Below are 21,649 nucleotides of genomic sequence, written 5' to 3'. Positions count from 1 at the left end.
AAGGCATGAAGAAAAGCAAACACCTTTCAGATAAAAAGTGCTCACTGAATCAAACCTAGTTCGATCCTCGATCACACAAGGGACTTTCCGCCGACCACCAGAGATTTTGGAATTGACAATTTTCCTGTTATAAATGTTATGTTATAACATATCAAATAAAATTAGGCCGAGGTGTATATCCATGTCGTCAATTGCACTAAATAAATTACCGGTAACAGTGCTATCTGGCTTTCTTGGGGCGGGCAAAACCACCATCCTCAGCCATCTACTCAACAATGTTGACGGAAAGAAAATCGCCGTCATCGTGAATGACATGAGCGAAATCAATATAGATGCAGCGATAGTGAAAGACCAAGTATCGCTGAATCACAGCCAAGAAAAGCTCGTTGAAATGAGTAACGGGTGTATCTGTTGTACTTTGCGTGAAGATTTACTGGTTGAGGTTTCTAAACTCGCCAACAGCGGAAAGTTTGATTACCTCGTGATTGAATCTACAGGCATTTCTGAACCCCTTCCTGTTGCTGAAACCTTCACATTCACGGATGACGATGGCGTTTCACTTTCTGATGTAGCCGAGCTCGATACCATGGTCACAGTGGTCGATGCCGTTAACTTTCTGAAGGATTTTGACGAAGCCAAAGATCTCACCGAAACGGCAGAATCGCTGGGCGAGGAGGACGAGCGAAGTGTCGCCGACCTCCTTGTCGATCAAGTGGAGTTCGCCGATGTTATTCTGATCAGCAAGACAGACTTAGCATCACCAGACGAACTGCAGCGCCTAATCGCCATTCTAAAAAGCCTCAATACCCAAGCTGAGATCATCCCCATTGCAGAAGGCAAAGTGAAAATAGATGCGATCTTGAATACCCGCTTGTTTGATTTTGAACGTGCCCAACAAGCACCGGGCTGGTTAAAGGAAATGCGCGGTGAACATATACCGGAAACGGAAGAGTACAACATTGGTAGCTTTAGCTACTTGGCACGCCGTCCTTTCCATCCTGAAAAATTTCATCAATTCCTTCATCGCACAGAAAGCTATGGAAAGTTGCTGCGTTCAAAGGGGTATTTCTGGCTAGCTTCCCACCCTGACTTTGCATGGCAGTGGAGCCAAGCTGGTGGTATGGCGCGATATGGCGCAGCGGGACTCTTTTGGAAAGCCGTACCTAAGGACGAATGGCCGACAGACAGCGATTACCTTGAATCCATTCAAAAGCAATGGATAGAACCTTTTGGCGACAAGCGTCAAGAGCTTGTTTTCATCGGGCAAGGGTTAGATCAAGCTCAAATGGTGTCCGATCTCGATGCGTGCCTATTGAGCGACGATGAGCTTTCTCTAGGCCATGCACACTGGAAAGGCATAACCGACCCTTTCATCAACACGGAGTGACCACATGTATTCTGATCTTTCATCTTCACAAACAACCCCAATGGCGCATCGCTTGACAGAAATACTCACACGCAGAGAAGCCATCGGAACGTGTCCTACTGTGTTAGGTGATATCTACCGTGACGACACCAACATTGCGGTTTGGGAGCGAGAGCTTCCTGAGGCCGTTCAAAATGCCGTCAGCGCGTTGGTCATTGAGAAGCCCCATTACCGAGCGTCAATGAATGTCACGCCAGACAATGTACGTGAAAGCTTAGAGGAATCCCTCGATCCGCTGTTGCATCAAATGTTGATCAACGACATTGAGCTACTGGTGAACATGTTCTGCTGCTTGTTTGATCTCAAACGTGCAGGCTTGCGGTTAACGGTGATAGATAAAGCCATGTGTCCCCGTTTTCACACCGATAAAGTCCCTTGTCGCTTGGTCACCACGTATCAAAACGTCGCGACAGAATGGTTACCTCACAACGTAGTTGACCAATCCAAGTTAGGAGTGGGAAGTGATGGTAAGTCGGACAACGAATCAGGGTTATTCAATGGCAAGGAAGATATCCGTCAGCTTCACTGTTTTGATGTTGCCTTACTCAAAGGCGAGAGCTGGGAAGGAAACGAAGAGGCTGGCCTTGTGCATAGGTCCCCAGCACACGAACCAAGCCAAAGCCGGTTGCTTTTAACGCTCGATTTTGCGGATTGACCGAAAGGGTCAGATTCGAGCAACGGGCATGGCGCACACAGCCCTTGTTGGGGAAAGTTTTAGTATCAAATACTATAGCTCAGGAATCCTACTCTAGAAGCCATCGCTGAGACCGACAAAATGCTTCACCAATAGCGAATTCCAGATAGTCATTTCTGGTTGTGCGAGAAGCGTTAGAGATGAAAAGTATTACGTCACACTAAATCTTAGTGTCGTTTTTAGCTTTTCAGGTGCAACCTTGCGCACGTCAGAGATATAGAGTTCACGATGGATCTTAGAGTGGCGAATCAGTCCTTGTTGCTCGGCGAACGCTTCCATAATGGCAAAGGTGGCTGGCTCATCGTCAAATGACCCTAAATGCATCATCTGCACACACTTACCTTCTGAAATTGACTCATACAGCACTTGTTCGAGTAGTGGGTTTGCTTTTTTCTTTTTGGCTAGTTCCAGCATCTCGACAAAGAATTTTTCCGTCACAAAATCGGGTTGGCGGATCATCAGTTTAAATATCAAGTCATCTTTATTGATGGTGCCGTTAAAATCTTTCTTTGCCTCATCAGTAATATCCCACACGCCCTCCAACGGATAGACGGTGTAGTCCATATAATCTCGTGGGGCAGGTACCAAATTTTTAAGGGTCATTTTGATGGTATAAGCGGTCGCATAGAGTGCCTCTATATAGCCAGTGAACTCTGATGAGTTGGGATTGCCCCGTCCGCTGATGGTGATGAACTTCATCTCTCCTATATTGATTATTTCTGGTTTCGCTTTGGGTAGGTAGAGAGATTTTTCGGCTTTACGCCATTCGTGTTTCTGCATAGTGGGTGTCAAAAAATGAGCTTTGAAGTAGTTTGACCATTTTTGGAAAGAAGAGTCAAATCAGGCATGTCATAACTGGTGATATGTTCTTTTAATAGCAAGTAGCGAAACTGCGTTTCGCGTGTCATTCGGGATACTTTTCACCAGCAACCACGGCTCGTTTGCGCTTTGGCAAAGAGCCGAGACGCCGTATGCTTCTTGTTGGGACGGGTATGATGTTGTTCTTCACGTCCTGATTTATTCGATAACAAACGTTTCCGCATATCCTAAATTGTCTTTTAGAAACTCTATCGGCCCTTCAAACGTGACTAAATGTATACTCCCAAACTGATTACCACCTTGTATTACATAAGCAACCGCTTTATGAGTGCCATTATTATAATCTCCGTAAATTTGAAGGCAGTTATACCCATTAATATCGATGCTCGCTCCTTCTATATTTTGCACACCCTGCATTTCCCAATTACCAGCAATAGAGTTTGCAGCTGATTCTAAAGTATGATTTTCATGTTGGAATACATTGAGAGTGAATATTGAACCACCATCTGAATACTGCAGATCCTGAGCAACACCTTCCGACACTGCATCGCGGAATCTTAAGAAAGTCTCTGGTAAATAAATGTACCCTATTTTTGAACTACCTACCATTTTTGTCATTAAACCACTTCCTTCATTTTTAATGTTTGTAACGCTGTTGTTACCATCTCTAGTGCTGGTAGACTCTTGTACAATACACCCTGTTGTTGCTGTAAGAAAAACAAACAAAAGAAGTGGGGTTAAGCTTTTATTAGGTTTTTTAAAACACATTTTAATCGGATGTGTAGTCGTATTTGTCATTCGAATATCTTCATTTTAGATATATGCCAATATGTTACTTTCATAGCGATAAAAAATATCACCTATGAAAGTAGATTCCTGCTAGTTTAGAAACGTTTTTTTGTTTCTAATGCTGAAATAATTCTTTCTTCTCTCTGATACTCCTTCGCTAAAGAGAGTGACAAATCTGTAGAGGCACCACCCAAAACTAAGATATCTACGATATTCCTAAGATTGCGCTCCAACGCCCAGATAAGTGGCGTCTTTCCACTTTCATCAACAGCATTGGTGTCACCTCCTAATGAAATGATGCTCTTAACACACGCCTCTCTTCTCTTACAGTCATACTCTTCATCAGCCACGATCGATTGTATCAATGCCGTCATTCCATAATCATCAGTTGAATTTATATCGATTTCTTCACTAAGCACCTCTAAGAAACTGCTTTTCAAGTGAAATGCAGCGAGTAGAAGCAAGTTTCTTCCTTTCTCAATGTCGACTAATTTAGCGCCAGATTTTCTTAATTGTTTATATAGCTTTAACCCTAACTCTTCATCTTCTCGAAATAGTGAATAGTAGAGTGCATTCTCGCCATATTTGTTAATTTTGGTGAGATCGATTTGGGATTCCAATATTCGATTAACAAAATATATATCACTTTGCTCAACAGCCAGCATTAAAGGTGTAGATCCAATACTATTCTCTTGAAGATCTAAATCTGCTCCTAATAAAATTAATGTTTCAAAGATTTCTTTGCGCTGTTTAAGTACCGATAAATGAAGTGGTGGGAATGAGTGTATTAAATTATTTTCATCTATTATTGGGAAGTTGATATTTGCACCATATTTAACTAACATCCTCAATATATTAGACTGGTTACTTTCCACTCGAGACTTTAAATCATAGGAAGCAGTACCAATAGATGCCAACGTTGATGCAGTATAGCCTTCATTTGAAAATGCATTTGGGTTCGCGCCTGCTTCTAACAATGTCTTTACACATTCTTTGGATCCATAATGTGATGCAGACATCAATGGGGTAAAATGGTCAGCATTACAATATTCCTCTATCTTAGCACCATTTTTAATAAGAACTTCTACTGTTCTCGCTCTAGATGCTGGAGGAATGTTCGGATAATTAGATATTGCTTTATGAAGTGCAGGGGAATTGTCAAACCCTCCGATGGCATGAATATCTGCTCCTTTCATCAATAACCATTCTACGACTCTTGATAATCCAGCCTTAGAGTACGCGAGAAGAAAGTTATCATAGGGGGTGCTTCTAGTTTCCAAATCAAACGGTTTTTTATTCCAAAAGAAATCAAAAATTTCCACAAGCAACATTTCTTGCTCATCTGTATATGATCCTAGATTATATCTATGAAGTTCTAATAATGGTGTTTCATTTTCGCCACCACCCGCCTTTTCAACATCAAAGCCATTTCGATAAAAACACTCAAGAAGTGGCAGGTCTACATACAGATGGCTTGTCATTTTAAAAGAAATATTTTGTAGTAAAGAACTATCACAAGAATACCCTTCACCAGCGTTGACTATAGTTACTTTTCCGCGATAATTTATATCTTCGCCGAGACTGACATAGAAATCTATGGTGTCTATTAACTCATCTATGCCTTTTCTTTTGTTTTTATAGAGACGATCAAACCTAACCCCTGATATGAAATAATGGAGTAGTGAGTATTCTCGATCGTTATCTGGAAATTTATATGTTTTGTTTACTAAATGCTGGTTACGTTCAAATAGCTTCATATAAGTTGTAAAACACATACTCCTCTCATTTGGCGTAAAACCGAAGGCTTGCATGTATGTTAGTTTTACATCAGGGTGACACTCCAAAATATAGTCAATAAGAACATCGCCATCCTTTATGTCATAGATAAAGAAAAGGTCGAGTATAGAACCTTCTTCATTATACTTGTCAAAGAAATACTTGTAACCAGGATTGTGATCTATTAGCTTTTTCTTATGTGAAATGGCTACATATTTAGATATGAGGAAATGTATAAGATCTTTCCCTTGTGGTATGAAGTTTTTGTTTTTCTCAAGTAAATGTATCGGTATTACTAATTTATTATCCCTTCGGATAATATATTCAAGAACCGTCTGATTAGTTCCATTGATTGAGTAAGACTCTTCTAAATTCAACCCAGCGTTTAGAAGCAAGTCCATAATAGTCTTACGTTCCGATTCTGTGAAATCATGAAAACTCCACTCATACATTGCTTGTATAATAGCATTTCCATATATGTCTTGATAATTTGGATTTCCTCCTACATCCAATAGTAGCCTGATTAAAGGTAATTGAAATTTGTTAACTGCGGGTAACAAAGCGCTAAATCCATTACATTCAATCTCTGCTCCTTGCTCTACTACAAACTGTATTAATTTTCTGTCCATTTCAGAATAAATTAAAGAAAACAAGAGATTTGCATTATCACCACCATCAGAAAGTTCTGCTTCTGTATAAAGGACATTTATATTCCCACCCAAACTTATGAAGCTAGCAATAAGATCTATTTTATGCTTGACTCTGAAATCATTAAATACTAAATGATCAAGCACATCCCTGTTTAAATTTTGACACATTTCTAAACAGGCTGATGTCTCTGAATAGTTTTTTGCTGAAAATATCTTTTTATCACTTGGAGGAGGTGCTAACCCTTTCAGCATTGATATTTGCTTTTCAGTTAATGTCGAATAAATCTTCTCTTCACAGCCTTCGTAAGAATCAAGCCTTTTTGATGCCTCAAACATTATTTCTGGTTTATCTTTACAGAAGTTATAGATCTCATCAAATAAAGTAACTTTACCTGATCTTTCCTCTTCAAGAACAATGCCTTTTTCATCTACAAATAACTTTATCATTTCAGTCATGGCAAATTCATTACAACATTGCAATTTTATAGCTAAACTAAATAGATCGCGTAAATCTCCACCATGATCACTCAGAATCTTTCTCGTTACATCAATTGTATTGCATCCAATTATGCATGCTTCAGACGGCGTGAAAAAATCACTGGGGTTGCAACTAATCCCTAATTCATCTAACTCTTGTAAAAAATCAACTTTGAAATTTATGTTGTCATTTAATAAAATGTTTTGATAAAACCCGATGCTAGCGTTATTTGTATTACAGTCATTAAAATTTAATGCGACAGCGGTTGGTATGTCTTGTTTGCCAAATGAATACTTAAATGTATTAAAATTCGCCCCTTTTTCTGTAAGAAACTTTATAACTTGAATGTTTTTTAAATCCTTACATATCTCATCTAAGTTGATTTCTACTCGATGATAAAAGATGGGCTCTAACTCTATTAGATATTTTATGCTTTCTAAGTTCTCTACTTTAATCGCGTATTCTAGGGGCGTACACTCCATTCGGATTTTCTTATCTACAATGATTTTTTCATTCACATTTTTTTCGTCGACCCTTTCCTTAAGGTCATCTAAATTAGCTTGGGTAGTGGTTAAAATAATTTTTTCTAGAGAGAACTTATTTCGATTATCTAGTTCTCTTCTCAAAAATTTGCTAAAAAAACCCATCTTAATAAACTCCTTTTATATGTATGTTTAGCAAAAATAGAGCATTTTAATATGGCAAGAATTTTTGCATTTTTGTGTGGAAATGGTTATAAACCTTACGAGTGTCAGGCTTTTAGTGAATTAAAATCGTAAGTTGAATATTTTCCTATCCAGCTCTGGCAAAGTTTTATAAATATGGCTCAGGCCGCCTATATCCGAGTCATTTCCCTGTGTAGTGCTCTGGTTATTCTATTTGTTAGGCAGTTGAGTGATCATTATTGGTTCTGAGTTAACTTTATACGCTCTGCTTCTTCCTTAATCATTCGCTGTAAAACGTGCGCATTCTCCATCACTCTTTTCTGACCGATTTCAGCACCTTTTGCTGTAAGTTGTGCCGTCATTTGTATTGATTTTTTACCTGTCGGTGTTTTAAAGAAGGCTATCAGTTCCTTCATTTCCTCTTCGGTATAAGTATTCATGTATAATTCGGTAAAACTATCTCTTAGGCTTTCACCACTCATATACTCTGAAAAAAATGCTCTCATTGTGCCTTCGAACGGTTTCATTTTTGGCTGAGACTTCATCTGTAATTCAAGCGTTGCGTTTATAGATTCAGACAATATCTTATTAATTTCCATTACATCTAAAAGTTCATTTGCTGTTTTTTCATGAGAGTTAGCCCATACACTTGTTGAAAATAAAAGTATGACAACAGCTAACCAATTTTTTAAATTTCTCATATTGTCCCTTGGTAATATAACTTAGTAGTTAACGTTAGTTATATGTTTTGTATAACTAACTGAATCTATTGATCGTGAAGTCAAAGGTTAAAAATACAATCAGAAATTGGTTATTTGACACCATGGTCTCTTGTTAAGCGCTATCTGCCAATAATTGACTGACTAGGGTTAACATTGTCCAAACATTCCCTTTCTCGTATGACTCTACCTCTTCATTACCACCCAAGAATGGATATGGTCTGGGTATGTACACTTCATCTTCATTTAAAATACCGATAAGCTTACTAATCTCACGAACATGATCTTCATTCAACACGAAATGTTTAAAACCCTCCTCTTGAAGTATTTCTTGTTCGAATTCAGATGTAGAATTGAAGGTTCCATAAGACTTAGCCGCTGCTTTGAATGGGTAAAAAACCGCATAGTCAGATTGGCTAGGGCTAAATAGGAAAACATGACCAAGGTTTGAATAACCAACAATTTTCTCATACAGAGGGTAATCTCTGATCCAATGACCGATCGCATTTGAGCTGACTGGCTCTATGATTTTGTAACATTCCAACTCTCTCAATACATGCTCCGTTTAAAATATTATCCAACTGATAAATGATGACCGATGTGACTGTAGGGCTTCTCCTAACACGTTCACAATATTGGTCTTAACTGGATATGTCACGATTCAAGATTGAGAAAATGCCCAATTTTTCGACCATGTTTTGAAGCGGTTGATCCGACCTTAGACTAACCGTGTATTGAACGAGATGATTGAAACAACAATAGAGGCATTTTACGAATGGTACAGATTTGTCATTTGGTTCTTCTGTCAAAATATGACTGCTTCGTTTACTGTTTTCTTCGTTTTTAACAGAGAAGCTAGCTATGTAATGACTAGATACTTACTCGCTTAAATGAGGGACATCAGTGATGTGCTTTTTATCAGTTTCTGTAGGGAAAGCTCAGAATCAAATTGTCACCGGGTTATGAAACCCTGAAGTGATACATATTGAATAGGGTTAATATGAAGATGAAAGAAGGTTGACCACTTACCGCGTAAAAAATGAAACATGGGATAACGGCAATGTTACATGGATGGTGTAAACAAAATAGGGCGCTCGACTGAGCACCCTAGATGTTCGATGTGATGACTAGATCTTCATCACCAGTTTGCCACGAACGCGGCCTTGAGCGCTAATATCAAATGCGGTGGTGATATCTTCAAAGCAAAAGGTTTGTGCCACATTCACGGTCAATTGACCAGTGTCTACCAATTCTGCAACTTGGCGCAATTGCTCACCATTGGCCTGAACAAAGACAAACTCAGCGGATATGCCCAATATGTTGGCTTTCGCCTCTGTCTCAGGTGTTAAGCCAGTGATCGATACAAGCTTTCCGGCACGTTTTAGCACGTTCAGCGATCTAAACTGCGTTTCACCGCCCAAAGTATCAAACACCATGTCCACTTTCGCGTTAGCTAGCGCGGTTTCAAAATCTACTTCTTTATAGTTTATGATTTCATCTGCGCCGAGTTGGGCAACGAATTCTGCATTTGCCTCCGAAGTGGTTGTGATAACGACAGCGCCTTTGGCTTTAGCTAATTGAATAGCGATGTGGCCGACGCCACCTGCTCCGGCATGAATCAGAACACGTTGACCTGCTTCAAGCTGACCCGCGTTAAACATTGCCTGCCAACTCGTTAAGCTCACCAATGGGAGCGCAGCGGCTGCGACTAAATCGACGGAGATTGGCGCTTTTGCCAGATGGCATTCTTTAACAATGCAATATTCGGTAAAGGCACCGTCGTAGCCAATCACAGGCATTGCAAACACGCGGTCACCAACATTGAATGCATTGACGTTTGCTCCCAGCTCCAACACCTCGCCAGCCATGTCCCATCCTAGCGTTAATGGCAGTGGCTGGTTAACAAGTACCGCCAAATCACCGTTTGCGATTTTCCAGTCGACGGGGTTAATGCTTGCCGCAGCGACTTTAACCAGCACTTCACCCTCTCCTGGAACAGGGCGGTTGACTGATTCCATTGAAATTTGACCATAGTCAGTAATACGCAGTGCTTTCATATTGTTACCCTTCAATTGTGTCGGTTTCTAGGTGTCTTCGTTTTGATAGCGCTATCATATTTATTCCAATAAAGATTAAAAATAGGGATAATATGGAAACAATTATTCCAATATGGAACAGATGAGTGGATAAACTCGATGCCATGCGAACGTTTGTTCGCGTTACGGAAGCTGGGAATTTCTCCCGTACAGCGGCTGAATTTGGTGTGTCGCCTTCTTACATCAGCAAGCAAATGGCTTATTTAGAAGGCGAACTCGGAGTACGCCTTCTACAACGCACAACGCGTTCTATTAATTTGACGCAAGCTGGGGAAGTGTATTTAACGCAGTGTCAGCAAATTCTTGAACATATTTCCGTGGCGGAATCGAATCTAACCGAATTGAAAGGAACACCTTCCGGCAGGTTAAGGATCAGTTTCTCAAGCATTTTGGGTGAGAAGAATACCGCGGCATGCTGCACGGAGTTTATGGCGCTTTATCCTGACATTGATTTAGATATTCTGATTGACGATCGCATCGTCGATCTGGTGGAGGAAGGGTTTGATTTGTGTATTCGGGCAAGCACGACAATGCCCGACTCTTCTCTTATCCGAAAGAATATTGGAGAGATGGTAACGCACTTATTGGCTTCAAAAAGTTATATCGAAAAGTACGGCGAACCTCTACAACCGTCTGATCTCGTCACACATAGGTTTATAGGGCACACTTATGTGAAAAATACCGTCTTCACTTTCAAACACGACCAAGGGACCGATAAAGTGACGATCCCGAAGAAAGTTCGGGTGAACAGCACTTATTTTGTGCGGCAGATGGTTGAAACCGGTCAGGGCATCGCTTTTTTACCTGCGTATTTTAAAAATGCTACTCCCGACTTAGTGACTTTGCTTCCCCATTGTTATCCTTCAAGTATTGATATTAGTGCCGTTTACCCTGAACGCGCATTTACGCCAGTCAAGACGCATAAATTTATCGCCTTTTTCCAAGAATGGTTCCAACGGCATATGGAAGTTTGTTGAGCGCATGTCTTACACTGCACCAAAGAAATTACTCACAGTCCGCCCATGTATTGACTCGTCATTATGGGCTGCCATCTGAGTGTCATCGCTGTGATTCATCGCTCTCTATCCATTAAACAAACTGCCTATTGATGGCGGATAATGTAAGAATGAGTGAGAGCAAAGCATATTTGAGTAGATAGGAAGTGAGTGTCATGACGTTGTTTAATACTAAACGTATTGTTATCGGTCTCGTGGCTATGGTGCTGAGTGCGGCTGTAAATGCTGAGGCGGTATGGATTGATACGAGAAGTGCGGCGGAGCATTTTTTCGATAACATTCCCGGCGACGTCAGGTTCTCCCATTCAGATATCGTGAAAGAAGTGACGGCGCTATACCCGGATAAAAATCAAGAAATTCGCCTGTATTGCCTTAGTGGCGTTCGTTCAGGAAAAGCAATGAAAGCGCTCAAGGCTGAAGGCTATCAGAACGTGTTTAATGCGGGTGGTATTGAAGATGCGAGAGAGCAACGCGGTTTGCTAGGTGAGTGATTTGATGATGTGTGAGTTGGAGTTCAACGCAACTTTGTTTTGCTGCTCCTCTGGTTGTCTCACACATCTTTGGATGAACGCCTGACTGCGTCCATCCAAGAAGCGTTTATTTATAGCTACCATACGACAGGGCGATCTACACCTCTTCCATCTTCAATAGTCGTTTTAATAACCTTTTCACCCTCCTTAACTTGCAAAACGGCATAGTAGAGCGGCTCATCAGCCAAATTTCTCCAACAGCGAACACCTTCTGGTGCAACACGCACGACCGATCCTGGTTCTACTTCAAAACGATCATTGTCGATCATCACTTCTCCCTTACCGTCGATGAAGATGTAGATCTCTTCATGTTCAATATGGGTGTGATGAAAAGGCATGGATGCATGGGGGGCAAGCTTGTTGAGTGAGAGAATGCCGCCAGACATGCCAAGCGCTTCGCTCACAAATACCTTGCCTTCAATTTTGAACGGTACCGCTTCATGGGTGAATGTGAATTGGTCTATGGCATCCAAGCGACCGGGTGAGACTGCGCAGTGGTTGTTACCTTTTGATAGTGTAGTGAGATTTTTCATCGTGTTGATCCCTTACGTAGTTTGGAGATAAATCAATTTGAAAATGCGGAGTGTCTAGAAAGAAGCGATGCCGAGCTTTCTTTCTGAATAGGGAAGAGATTAAGATGATTGACTATATGTTCAACATAATATTCTGGAGTCACCATGCCTTGGCCTGAATCGAGAAAACAGGAAACGAAACAGAAAATTTTAAAAAGTGCAGTGAAGCTTTTTGCACAGAAGGGTTTTAATCGTGTTTCACTGGGTGATGTGATGAAAGATGCAAAACTCACACATGGGGCGTTTTACGCGCATTTTGACTCCAAGCAAGAACTCTACAAAGAAGCTGTTTCTGCAGCAACGGAACATAGTCCGTTGGCAGAGATCCTTAGAAAATCAGAAGGTGCTTTGAGCGTTGATAAAATAGTGAGTACTTATCTCTGCCATGAGCATGTCGACCAAAAGTTTTCGCCATGTCCACTTGCTGCATTTGCAACCGATACGCCAAACCAGAATGGCGAGACAAAGGATGCTTATACCCGTGTGTTTCAAGGGATGATCGATATATTGGAAAGCAAAACTGATGGGAGTATCACCGACCGGAAAAGCGCTTTGTCATTGGCAGCGTTATTGATTGGCGGGGTCGTGGTATCACGTGCGCTGAATGACCAAGAGACGATTGATGAACTACTAGCCGCCTGTATTTCAAAAGCGCCGCAATTACTGAAGTAATGGTGACGCTAAAAAGAAGCAGGCGGCGACTATAGTGAGTTTGATTGGCGTACTTAAAACTCACACTCTGCATTGAATGTCATACGTTGGTGTGTATAGGGGTGATCAAACGAAAGCTGTTCGGCATGCAGGTGAAGGCGGGTTGCGGGTTCTCCATATAAACCGTCGCCGACCATAGGCATGTTCAAGCCCTGGACGTGGGCGCAATGCACGCGGAGTTGATGAGTACGACCTGTTTTGGGGTACATGTGAAGCTTGCTTTGACCATTTTCGGTTTGAATCAGCTGCCAATAGGTTGTCGCGGATTTACCATGTTCAAAGCAGACTAATTGGCGGGGTCTGTCGTCAGGGTCGCCGCGCATCGGCAGGTTAATTTCACCGCTTTGCTGCTCAACAATACCTTCCACCATGGTGACATAGCGCTTTTCAACACCACGGGTGATGAACTGCTTTTGCAGGTTTTTGTTTGCGCGTCGAGTAAGGGCAAACACCAACAAGCCGGATGTTGCCATGTCTAATCGATGAAGGACAAAGATCTCTTCAACGTTAGGAAATAGCGCAATGACTCGAGTGTATGCGGAGTCTTTGATGGTTTTGCCCGGCACGGAAAGCAGGCCTGAGGGCTTGTTCACCACGATGATGGCCTCGTCCTGATAAACCACCTCTAACGCTTTGTCTTCTGCCCAGTTGGTTTCGAGCGGGTTTGGGTCTACCGTTAACCCTTCCAGCATGTGCCCCAGAATGGGATTGCACTTGCCGTGGCACGATGGGTAGAACTTTTTATGCTGACGCACTTCTGATTTTGGTGAAGACCCCCACCAAAATTCCGCCATCGCGAGCGGGGTAAACCCGTGTTTGTAGGCATAGTGCAGCAGCTTCGGCGCAGCGCATTCCCCTGCGCCAGCGGGTGGAGTTGGGCTGGTCGTTGGGGCAAAAATGTCTTTGAGAGATTTTTCTTCACCGCGCGCATTGAGGAAGCAATATTGCTCAAACAGCTTGTTTTGCAGGGCGTTCGACAAAGTTTTACGTTGCAGCTTCGCATGGTCGATTGCGGCGGTTAGCTCAGTTAACTCAGATTGAAGGGTATCGATTTTATCGTCCCATGCCATCTTGAGGTACTTGAGGTCGTTTTTCTCGGCAACGCTTTGATTGGCAAGTTGCTCTAGCGCGGCGTTCAACGCCTCGCCCGTCAAGTGGGCTTCAGCGTGCTGACGCTGCTGTTTACGCTCTGCGCGTCCTTCAATCATGGTTTGGCGCTGTTGGTGCTCTAGCGCTTTGTAGTCGGCTTTGTATTGCGCTACTTTGCCACTCAAGTGCGATATTTGAGGGTTGGCAGAAAGGGCAGTGACTTGCGCGTTAAGGGCGGTGATCGCTTCCAATTCGGTTTGGAAGAAACATTCCTCGGCCAGCATATCAAACACAGGCGGTACGAAATTCGGCAGGATGTTTTGATCAGCAATCTTGCCTGAAAATGCACTGAAATAGCCGAGCTCTCCGCGTGGAGAGCGCACCAGCAAAACGCCAAACATTTTGCCTGTGCCTTCTGCCGTATTTTCGCCATCCAGTGCGTGCTCGTGGTTCAGCCCAAAGTCATGCTGCCAATCGATTTGCGTGGCAAGGTGTTGCTGCAGTTCTTGCGCAGCAAGCACACAAAGCGGGTGTGGCTGATAGTAAAACGGGAAGGTAAACGCGCTCGGCAATTCGAGATGATCGATATCGACGTTAAAGCGGGTAAATAGCCCGTCTGGTGTGAACGGTGCGTCTGTGTGCATGGTAAAAGTCTATCAGCAACTCGATTGGGGGCGTGATTCTACCTGTTTAGGGGAGAAATACTACTTTAGTTAACGGTACTAATAGTTACGACGGTAAAGACCACTTTCTGTGCATTACGCTTTATCACGGCTAGCCAGAATCTCTAGGTATTAATCGCGTTTATCTGGCTTTACGACGGCATGGCCGTTGTCATTGAAAAACGGCGTTGGCACGTTGTTTCCCTGAATTTTATTCTTGAGCATGAATGACATCACGGCCACGAGTGAGGCAAAGGAAAACTTAGGGTGCGGGTTCGTCGGTGGTGTGCCTTTGGCAAATTTGCCCATGACATAACATTTCACTGGGCCAACAGCGGCGTCTTTGCCTTCACCATGAAGCGCGGTGAGCGGAATGCCTGCAAACGGCATCTTTCTGCTGATGGTGTTTACGATGGGGGAGTGACAACAAGCTGTGTAGAAGCGATAAACGCCTTTGGGTGTCATGCGCATGCAGCGCAGTTGGTCTGCCCCTTGGTGGATTTCAACTTGCGAAGGAGCCAGTTGGAATAAATCTGTGCCGCCAAATTCATCTAACCATTTCTCCTCACTGCCAATGTACTTTGCGAAGCCCTGACAATCGTCACAGTAGCAAACCATATGGTTGCCTTTCTTGGGTGATACATTCTTGACCGTGCCTTTTAATGCGCCGCAATCACACTGCAATGATAAATCTGTCATAGGAGAATTCCATTTGTTAAATATTAATACTTAGTCGATTCCTTGAATCGTGACTAAAGCGCTCCTCGAAGCTATAACGAATGGCGTCAAGGAGCCAGTGTTGAGAAAGGCACTTTAGTGCCTGTCTCATAAACGATTCTGTGTTTTGTTTAAAAGCCACGTAGGTCGAGCTCTACGGCATTTCCTAGCCAGTAGGCGTGCTGTGTGTGGTCTGCCAGATCGTTGCCGGTACTTGCATGCACCAATACATTGAGCGCGTCACGTTGCTCATCCAGCCAAGGAATGAAGCAGTCAAAATCGGTATCAAAGAAAAGCACCTGATAACTCCACATTGTGTGGGGGCCAACGGGTCTTTCATGTATTCGTCCGAGTTTGAGTGAAAACGCGTTTTTGGTTTTTTCATATAGTCGCTTTGCAGCGTCCAATGTGTTTGCATCAAAGTACACATGTGCGTGATACGCTTTATGCGCATTAATCGGTTTTTTTGGGCTGTCCATCCTTGTCTCCTCAGCCTTGAATATTTATCCCAGCCTAGCGCATTTGTCTGTGAAGATTCCATGAGATATTTACATATACCTATGCACCAGTTCTTGTTGTAGATACCCAAACAACCTGCATCTTCAGGTTGTTTGGGTATAGCGTCTGCTGCAGATTTATGAATAATGACATTGGTAAGGCAATCGCTGTATGAAAGAGTATTCAAAACACTGGCACTGTTTTCCCTCAATGATTAAGTAAGGATTCGGTTTGGCTAAAAAATATTATGTTGTGTGGAAAGGTCGTAAGAGTGGCATTTACACTGACTGGGCACAGTGCAAAGCTCAAGTTGATGGCTTTCAAGGTGCAAAATTCAAATCATTTCCGTCACTTGCTGAGGCAGAAGCCGCGTTCGGTGGTAAAGCAGGATCTGCATCCTATAAGCCTTCTGCCGCCAAAACCGCAGCGAAAGCTAAGCCTGCAGCGCTGACTCAAGCACAAATCACAGACATGCCTTTTGATATTAAGATTTTCACTGATGGCGCGTGTGAGCCAAACCCAGGCGAGGCAGGCACTGGGCTTGCGGTGTACGAAAACAACGTTATTAGTGAGTTGTGGTATGGCCATTATCAACAGCTAGGAACAAACAACACCGCAGAGCTGCATGGATTAGAGCAAGCGTTTATGCTCGCGCAAGAGAAGCTGGCCCAGAAACAGTCCGTGGCGATTTACTGTGACTCAAAGTACGCCATTGATTGCGTGACTAAGTGGGCGGAAGGGTGGGAGAAAAAAGGTTGGAAAAAGGCCGGTGGCGAGATTAAAAACCTCGACATTATTCAGTCTGCCTACGCGCTGTATCAATCAATGAAATCTAATATAACTATCTATCATGTGAACGGCCACGTTGGCATTGAAGGCAATGAATTGGCTGACAGAATGTCGATCGTAGCGATTGAACGTCAAGATCAAGGTCTAACTTTGTTCCGAGAAACGGATGATATTGAAGAAATATTAGCGTTTCGAAAAGGGTAGAAGCGGCGTCAAAGGTGATGGTATAGACAGAAAGTACGCTTCTCCACCATCACCTATCAATTCACCGTATTGATTTTTTTTAGTTTATGACTTATTCGATGCTTTAATGGATTGGTTTTGATGCATAGCGCACATCAATGATTACAATGTATGTCGACCTGTGCTTGCCTAATGCGATCACATCCTACTTTGTTATAGTTGCCTTTTGTACGAATATTCATCTTGTTGCACAAATGTTAGGCTTCTCAGCTTGGCGAGGGATGACAATCGTAAAGGGAAAGATGATGAAAAAACAAACATTTGCCATCGTGTTGACGATGATGTTGACGGGTTGCGCGAGTAATGATTTGGGTCAAGTGGTTAATGAAGGTGTGAATGGCGCAATTAATGGGGTGCTGGGCTCAGTTGGCAGTGCTCCAGTAATTAATAGCGATAAAGGGTACACCATTGAAGAAGAAGCCATTTACACCACTAACGCGACTCGAACTAAGAAAGACTATGGTTCAATCGAAATCACCAAGACGCAAAAAAATCCCAAGTCAAAAACTGAAATCTATTTGCAAAGTTGTGTTCACCCTCGTATCGGTGCAGTGGATTGTGATGGCTATCTTTATGAAGTGACATCTGAAGGCTGGCTTTTAGATGATAAAGTGCTCTTTAACTCGAGTAACTATCAAAGCCGAGTTATCGCGTCAGGGACGTATTACTTTAAATTGGAAAGTGAAAAAACAGGAACGGATTATCACGCAACGGGTGAAGCAACCATTGTTCCGTTTGTTACCAATTACATCACGATAACGGTCGAGTAATTCTCAAGTCCGTGAGTGACATTGTCGTCGTTGAATGAAACTCATACATATAATGAAGAACGGCTTAAGGGATAATCCCTTAAGCCGTTTTTTGATCTGTTTGTTGCATTATTGCTTATTGTTGGCGAAATCTTGGCGCGAACCTCGCCACCAACACCTCAGGAGTATTACAGCGCTTTTTTCACTTTATCTGCCACATTTTCAGGTACCCACTGGGTCCAAACATGTGGGTAGGATTCCAAGAACTCAAACGCCGCAATTTCTCCGTCTGCTTGGTTTTCTTCCATCCATGCCATCATGGCGCTCATGTCGGCATTGGCGTAGGCACGTTTAGAAATGTATTCATATGCCGCTGGTGATTCTTGAGCAAAAGACTCTGTGGTGATGGTATTCACTGCCGACGGCGGGTAGGCCGTTACTTTTGGGTTTTCGCAGTCTTCTTGGGTAATGCAGCTTTCATAGTGCGCCGGATCTGCCTCTACACCGAAATCGACGTTGACCATGTCATAACGACCTAATACAGGCGTTGGTGACCAGTAATAACCTAACCATGAATTCCCGCGGTCGTATGCGCGAGCGATAGAGCCAGCGAGCGCTGCACCAGAGCCGGGGTCAACCAGCTCAAAACCAGATTCTTCCATATTCAGAGCATCAAACAGATGTCCTGCAGTGATCTGGCATGTCCAGCCTGAAGGACAGGTCATGAATGCTGCTTTTGTATCATCTTCTGGGTGAGGGAAGAGTTTTGCATTGGCTTTAATGCCCTCGATGGTAGCTAGTTCAGGATGCTTATCGACCATGTATTTCGGTACCCAGAAGCCTTCCTCGCCGCCTTCAGAAAAAGCTTTGCCAGCGAATCGAAGTTTGCCTTCATCTACGCCTTTTTGGAGCATGTCCTTGTGCGAGTTGCTCCAAAATTCGGGCGCAATGTCAGGTTCTCCTTTTTCCGTCATAGATACGCCTGTTGGCATGGTATCGCCGGGAACGAGTTCCGCGTTGCAATCATATCCGTTTTCAAGGATGAACTGATCAACGTGTGCCATCAGCGTCGCCGAATTCCAGTTCATATCGGCAATGGTGACATCGCCACATTCGTCGGCTTGTGCAAACGGAGACAGAGCAACAAGTAAAGCCAAAGGAGTTAACCGTACAAACATTTTTATCGCCTCAAACAAAAGAATACAGAGTTGAATCATATAGCTGACAGACTTCGTGAGTAGGGAGGGAAGTCACGACTTGATGCGCTTTGACCGATAATATCTCGCAACAATCGAAGTAAGGTGATTTTGTATATCTGTGTTCAGGATAGCAAAGGCGGTGCAACTGATGTTTACTCCTTGTTTATAAACGTGATCTTATTACGCTAACTGGTTGATTTTCTTGTTGAGAGAAGTGCACTTTTGCATGAGATAGCTTTGATCAGTCTCTCACAAGTCAGTATGCGTTTTGGTCAATGTTACGGGCATGTTATACGCTTATGTTTGTTTAGAGGTGTAAGGAATGCTCGAGAGATGCAACAGGATGAATATTCAAAGGATTCACCATTTCCCTTCGTAAAGTTCGATAATATCCAAAAGAGCTATGATGGTAGAACGTTGGTGGTCAAAGGGTTCGAAATGGATATCGAGCAAGGTGAATTCATCACTCTGCTTGGTCCTTCAGGATCAGGAAAGTCGACGGTTCTCATGATGATGGCGGGTTTTGAACAGCCAACCCATGGTGACATCTTTCTCAACGGCAATCCGATCAAAACACTTCCGCCACACAAACGTGGCATTGGATTGGTTTTCCAAAACTACGCGCTTTTTCCTCACATGACAGTGGAAGAAAACCTCGCGTTCCCTTTGCAAGTTCGCAACATGTCCAAATCCGATGTTGAAAAGAAAGTGAAGCGAGCGCTCGATATGGTTCGTCTTTCTGAATTTGGTCATCGTCGCCCCGCACATTTGTCTGGTGGTCAGCAGCAACGTGTTGCTGTCGCGCGTGCTTTGGTGTTTGAACCCGAGTTGGTCTTGATGGATGAACCGCTTGGTGCTCTAGACAAAAATCTTCGCGAAGAGATGCAATACGAGATCAAACACATTCAAGAAGATTTGGGTGTGACCATGATTTACGTCACCCACGATCAATCTGAAGCCCTCACGATGTCTGATCGCATTGCTGTATTTAACGATGGCATTGTGCAGCAATTGGCGACACCTGAAGAGCTTTATGAGCGTCCTGCCAATGCGTTTGTTGCGCAGTTTATCGGTGAGAACAACCGCTTGAAAGGTGACGTGCTGTCGCTAGATGACAACCATTGCAAGGTTCAAGTCCCCAATGGCGACATCATTACCGCCAATCCTGTTGCTGTGAATAAGGCGGGTGACATCTCTACTTTATCTTTACGACCAGAGCGTATTGTTATCAACCCTGCGCAAGGGGCGTTACCCAACATTTTTGATGCCAAGGTAGAAGAAGTTATTTACCTCGGTGATCACCTGCGAACTCGCGTGAAGGTCTGCGACAGTGACGAGTTTATTATTAAAACGCCGAATGCCGAAGGTCACCCAGATTTGCGACGTGGTGACATGATCAGTATTGGTTGGTCGCAAGATGACTGTAGAGCGCTCGATGCTTCTTAATTGCAACAAAGGCTCGTGCGTTAGCGCTGAAACGAAAATGCTCTGCCGGAAATGAAAACGATATAAAGATCGGGAAAAGATTGAGCAAGTCAGGAACGTCGTTTTTCTTTCGCCTAATTTTAGGCTAAGAAGTGGAGTCCTTATCCTGCTCAGACATCAATATGCGAAAGAATTAAGGATGAATACAATGAAAAAACTCGCGTTACATGTTGCCATTCTGGCTGGTTTTACGGGTGTTGCTTCTACGGCAATGGCTGCTGAAGAATCACTCAATGTTGTTTCTTGGGGTGGTGCATATACTGCAAGCCAGACTAAAGCCTATCACGAACCATGGACAGCGAAGACTGGTCAAAAAGTTGTTAACATTGATAAAGCACAAAACGGCCTGTCGGGCCTACGTGCGCAAGTTGAGTCTGGAAATGTGACATGGGATTTGGTTGATATTCTTCCATCAGATGCAATTGTTGCGTGTGATGAAGGTTTGGCTGAGCCTCTTGATCACGATGTTTTATTGGCTGCTGCTCCTGATGGTACTGCGGCAACCAAAGATTTCCTTGCTGGATCGCTGAGTGAGTGCTTCGTCCCTTCTATTGTTTACTCCAATATTGTTGCGTTTAACTCAGAGATGTTTGCTGGCAATCAACCAAGCAAGATTCAGGATGTGTTTGACCTGAAAAACTTCCCAGGCAAGCGCTCACTTCAGAAAAAGCCAATTAACAACCTTGAGTGGGCTCTGATTGCAGATGGTGTACCAGCGTCGGATGTTTACGAGGTGCTCGGTACTGAGCAAGGTGTTCAGCGTGCATTTAAAAAGCTCGATACCATTAAAGACTCAGTTATTTGGTGGGAAGAAGGTGCACAGCCGCCACAACTATTGGCGGACAAAGAAGTTGCGTTTGCTTCTGCATACAATGGCCGTATCTTCAATGCTGCAGTGAACGAGAAACAACCGTTCGACATCATTTGGGATGGTCAGGTATTTGAGCTAGACGGTTGGGTTGTGCCAAAAGGCAAAATGGACAAAGTGAAAGATTATCTGCGCTTTGCTACTGACTCACAGCGTTTGGCTGACCAAGCAAAATACATTTCTTATGGTCCAGCGCGTAACTCCTCAGCAGCTATGGTGACAACGCACGCGGACACTGGCATTGACATGAAACCACATATGCCAACATACGGACCTAACTTCGCAACGGCTATTCCGAAAGATGATGAGTTCTGGGCGGATAACGGTGATGAGCTAGCTCAGCGTTTTAATGCGTGGTTAGCGCAATAAATTGAAGTATTGGCGGGTGATCGTTTTTCGCGATCCCTGC

The 21,649-nt window shown here is 43.2% G+C and carries 20 protein-coding genes; 9 read left to right on the top strand and 11 right to left on the bottom strand.

Annotated elements, in window-relative coordinates; translation table 11 throughout:
* The first annotated feature begins 181 nt into the window (after nucleotides 1–181).
* Nucleotides 182–1,387: a zinc metallochaperone GTPase ZigA gene (zigA, locus tag L4D06_RS19385; RefSeq protein WP_429740757.1), complete on the top strand. Its 1,206-nt coding sequence runs from the start codon at nucleotides 182–184 to the stop codon at nucleotides 1,385–1,387.
* Between the two features lie 4 nt (nucleotides 1,388–1,391).
* The gene (locus L4D06_RS19380; protein ID WP_429740756.1) at nucleotides 1,392–2,081 is read left to right on the top strand and encodes a DUF1826 domain-containing protein; all 690 of its coding nucleotides are present in this window, start codon (nucleotides 1,392–1,394) and stop codon (nucleotides 2,079–2,081) included.
* A gap of 189 nt (nucleotides 2,082–2,270) precedes the next feature.
* On the opposite strand, the gene L4D06_RS19375 is transcribed toward L4D06_RS19380, so the two are convergent.
* From L4D06_RS19375 to L4D06_RS19350, 6 genes are all read right to left on the bottom strand, one after another.
* Nucleotides 2,271–2,900, bottom strand: a complete 630-nt coding sequence (locus tag L4D06_RS19375; RefSeq protein ID WP_429740755.1) for a GyrI-like domain-containing protein — start codon at nucleotides 2,898–2,900, stop codon at nucleotides 2,271–2,273.
* A gap of 237 nt (nucleotides 2,901–3,137) precedes the next feature.
* A complete protein-coding gene (locus L4D06_RS19370; RefSeq protein WP_429740754.1) occupies nucleotides 3,138–3,737 on the bottom strand; it encodes a hypothetical protein in 600 nt (199 codons plus the stop codon).
* Nucleotides 3,738–3,823: 86 nt separating this feature from the next.
* Nucleotides 3,824–7,279, bottom strand: a complete 3,456-nt coding sequence (locus L4D06_RS19365; RefSeq protein WP_429740753.1) for an ankyrin repeat domain-containing protein — start codon at nucleotides 7,277–7,279, stop codon at nucleotides 3,824–3,826.
* A gap of 254 nt (nucleotides 7,280–7,533) precedes the next feature.
* Nucleotides 7,534–7,998, bottom strand: a complete 465-nt coding sequence (locus L4D06_RS19360; protein ID WP_429740752.1) for a DUF2059 domain-containing protein — start codon at nucleotides 7,996–7,998, stop codon at nucleotides 7,534–7,536.
* A gap of 133 nt (nucleotides 7,999–8,131) precedes the next feature.
* A complete protein-coding gene (locus L4D06_RS19355) occupies nucleotides 8,132–8,569 on the bottom strand; it encodes a T6SS immunity protein Tdi1 domain-containing protein (protein WP_429740751.1) in 438 nt (145 codons plus the stop codon).
* A gap of 574 nt (nucleotides 8,570–9,143) precedes the next feature.
* Nucleotides 9,144–10,073 (bottom strand): NADP-dependent oxidoreductase, encoded by a 930-nt coding sequence (locus L4D06_RS19350; RefSeq protein WP_429740750.1) that lies wholly within the window; start codon nucleotides 10,071–10,073, stop codon nucleotides 9,144–9,146.
* A 125-nt stretch (nucleotides 10,074–10,198) separates the two neighbouring features.
* On the opposite strand from L4D06_RS19350, the gene L4D06_RS19345 reads away from it, so the two are divergent.
* Both L4D06_RS19345 and L4D06_RS19340 read left to right on the top strand, forming a co-directional pair.
* A complete protein-coding gene (locus L4D06_RS19345) occupies nucleotides 10,199–11,089 on the top strand; it encodes a LysR family transcriptional regulator (protein WP_429740749.1) in 891 nt (296 codons plus the stop codon).
* A 194-nt stretch (nucleotides 11,090–11,283) separates the two neighbouring features.
* Entirely contained in the window at nucleotides 11,284–11,619 is a 336-nt protein-coding gene (locus L4D06_RS19340) for a rhodanese-like domain-containing protein (protein ID WP_274164620.1), read from the top strand.
* Nucleotides 11,620–11,735: 116 nt separating this feature from the next.
* Here L4D06_RS19340 and L4D06_RS19335 read toward each other — a convergent pair whose 3' ends face one another.
* Nucleotides 11,736–12,191, bottom strand: a complete 456-nt coding sequence (locus L4D06_RS19335; protein ID WP_429740748.1) for a cupin domain-containing protein — start codon at nucleotides 12,189–12,191, stop codon at nucleotides 11,736–11,738.
* Between the two features lie 144 nt (nucleotides 12,192–12,335).
* Between L4D06_RS19335 and L4D06_RS19330 the strand changes: the two genes are divergently transcribed.
* Entirely contained in the window at nucleotides 12,336–12,902 is a 567-nt protein-coding gene (locus tag L4D06_RS19330) for a TetR/AcrR family transcriptional regulator (RefSeq protein WP_429740747.1), read from the top strand.
* 53 nt (nucleotides 12,903–12,955) lie between these two features.
* Here the strand turns inward: L4D06_RS19330 and L4D06_RS19325 are convergent, their stop codons facing one another.
* The 3 genes from L4D06_RS19325 to L4D06_RS19315 all read right to left on the bottom strand — a co-directional run bounded on the left by L4D06_RS19325 (nucleotide 12,956) and on the right by L4D06_RS19315 (nucleotide 15,888).
* The gene (locus tag L4D06_RS19325; protein ID WP_429740746.1) at nucleotides 12,956–14,674 is read right to left on the bottom strand and encodes an RluA family pseudouridine synthase; all 1,719 of its coding nucleotides are present in this window, start codon (nucleotides 14,672–14,674) and stop codon (nucleotides 12,956–12,958) included.
* Nucleotides 14,675–14,824: 150 nt separating this feature from the next.
* Entirely contained in the window at nucleotides 14,825–15,391 is a 567-nt protein-coding gene (locus L4D06_RS19320; RefSeq protein ID WP_274164612.1) for a DUF6151 family protein, read from the bottom strand.
* Nucleotides 15,392–15,540: 149 nt separating this feature from the next.
* Entirely contained in the window at nucleotides 15,541–15,888 is a 348-nt protein-coding gene (locus tag L4D06_RS19315; RefSeq protein WP_429740745.1) for a DOPA 4,5-dioxygenase family protein, read from the bottom strand.
* Between the two features lie 250 nt (nucleotides 15,889–16,138).
* Here L4D06_RS19315 and L4D06_RS19310 point away from each other — a divergent pair, with 250 nt between their 5' ends.
* Both L4D06_RS19310 and L4D06_RS19305 read left to right on the top strand, forming a co-directional pair.
* Entirely contained in the window at nucleotides 16,139–16,900 is a 762-nt protein-coding gene (locus L4D06_RS19310; protein ID WP_429740744.1) for a ribonuclease H1 domain-containing protein, read from the top strand.
* A gap of 284 nt (nucleotides 16,901–17,184) precedes the next feature.
* Nucleotides 17,185–17,709, top strand: coding sequence for a hypothetical protein (locus tag L4D06_RS19305; protein WP_274164609.1), 525 nt, complete (start codon nucleotides 17,185–17,187; stop codon nucleotides 17,707–17,709).
* A 167-nt stretch (nucleotides 17,710–17,876) separates the two neighbouring features.
* Here L4D06_RS19305 and L4D06_RS19300 read toward each other — a convergent pair whose 3' ends face one another.
* On the bottom strand, nucleotides 17,877–18,866 hold the full coding sequence (locus L4D06_RS19300; RefSeq protein WP_429740743.1) for an ABC transporter substrate-binding protein: 990 nt from the start codon (nucleotides 18,864–18,866) through the stop codon (nucleotides 17,877–17,879).
* A 354-nt stretch (nucleotides 18,867–19,220) separates the two neighbouring features.
* Between L4D06_RS19300 and L4D06_RS19295 the strand changes: the two genes are divergently transcribed.
* Both L4D06_RS19295 and L4D06_RS19290 read left to right on the top strand, forming a co-directional pair.
* Nucleotides 19,221–20,333, top strand: coding sequence for an ABC transporter ATP-binding protein (locus L4D06_RS19295; RefSeq protein ID WP_274164607.1), 1,113 nt, complete (start codon nucleotides 19,221–19,223; stop codon nucleotides 20,331–20,333).
* Between the two features lie 187 nt (nucleotides 20,334–20,520).
* Nucleotides 20,521–21,609 (top strand): extracellular solute-binding protein, encoded by a 1,089-nt coding sequence (locus L4D06_RS19290; protein ID WP_274164606.1) that lies wholly within the window; start codon nucleotides 20,521–20,523, stop codon nucleotides 21,607–21,609.
* Nucleotides 21,610–21,649: the final 40 nt, after the last annotated feature.

The organism is Enterovibrio makurazakiensis (genome assembly GCF_050336585.1).
GTDB classification, from domain to species: Bacteria; Pseudomonadota; Gammaproteobacteria; order Enterobacterales; family Vibrionaceae; genus Enterovibrio; species Enterovibrio gelatinilyticus.
Note: the sequence above shows the minus strand (reverse complement) of the source record. Positions and strands in the feature narration are given on the sequence as shown.

Coding starts and splice junctions, on each gene's coding strand:
- zigA (WP_429740757.1), top strand. CDS start 182: ATGTCGTCAATTGCACTAAATAAATTACCGGTAACAGTGCTATCTGGC.
- L4D06_RS19380 (WP_429740756.1), top strand. CDS start 1,392: ATGTATTCTGATCTTTCATCTTCACAAACAACCCCAATGGCGCATCGC.
- L4D06_RS19375 (WP_429740755.1), bottom strand. CDS start 2,900: ATGCAGAAACACGAATGGCGTAAAGCCGAAAAATCTCTCTACCTACCC.
- L4D06_RS19370 (WP_429740754.1), bottom strand. CDS start 3,737: ATGACAAATACGACTACACATCCGATTAAAATGTGTTTTAAAAAACCT.
- L4D06_RS19365 (WP_429740753.1), bottom strand. CDS start 7,279: ATGGGTTTTTTTAGCAAATTTTTGAGAAGAGAACTAGATAATCGAAAT.
- L4D06_RS19360 (WP_429740752.1), bottom strand. CDS start 7,998: ATGAGAAATTTAAAAAATTGGTTAGCTGTTGTCATACTTTTATTTTCA.
- L4D06_RS19350 (WP_429740750.1), bottom strand. CDS start 10,073: ATGAAAGCACTGCGTATTACTGACTATGGTCAAATTTCAATGGAATCA.
- L4D06_RS19340 (WP_274164620.1), top strand. CDS start 11,284: ATGACGTTGTTTAATACTAAACGTATTGTTATCGGTCTCGTGGCTATG.
- L4D06_RS19335 (WP_429740748.1), bottom strand. CDS start 12,191: ATGAAAAATCTCACTACACTATCAAAAGGTAACAACCACTGCGCAGTC.
- L4D06_RS19330 (WP_429740747.1), top strand. CDS start 12,336: ATGCCTTGGCCTGAATCGAGAAAACAGGAAACGAAACAGAAAATTTTA.
- L4D06_RS19325 (WP_429740746.1), bottom strand. CDS start 14,674: ATGCACACAGACGCACCGTTCACACCAGACGGGCTATTTACCCGCTTT.
- L4D06_RS19320 (WP_274164612.1), bottom strand. CDS start 15,391: ATGACAGATTTATCATTGCAGTGTGATTGCGGCGCATTAAAAGGCACG.
- L4D06_RS19315 (WP_429740745.1), bottom strand. CDS start 15,888: ATGGACAGCCCAAAAAAACCGATTAATGCGCATAAAGCGTATCACGCA.
- L4D06_RS19305 (WP_274164609.1), top strand. CDS start 17,185: ATGAAAAAACAAACATTTGCCATCGTGTTGACGATGATGTTGACGGGT.
- L4D06_RS19300 (WP_429740743.1), bottom strand. CDS start 18,866: ATGTTTGTACGGTTAACTCCTTTGGCTTTACTTGTTGCTCTGTCTCCG.
- L4D06_RS19295 (WP_274164607.1), top strand. CDS start 19,221: ATGCAACAGGATGAATATTCAAAGGATTCACCATTTCCCTTCGTAAAG.
- L4D06_RS19290 (WP_274164606.1), top strand. CDS start 20,521: ATGAAAAAACTCGCGTTACATGTTGCCATTCTGGCTGGTTTTACGGGT.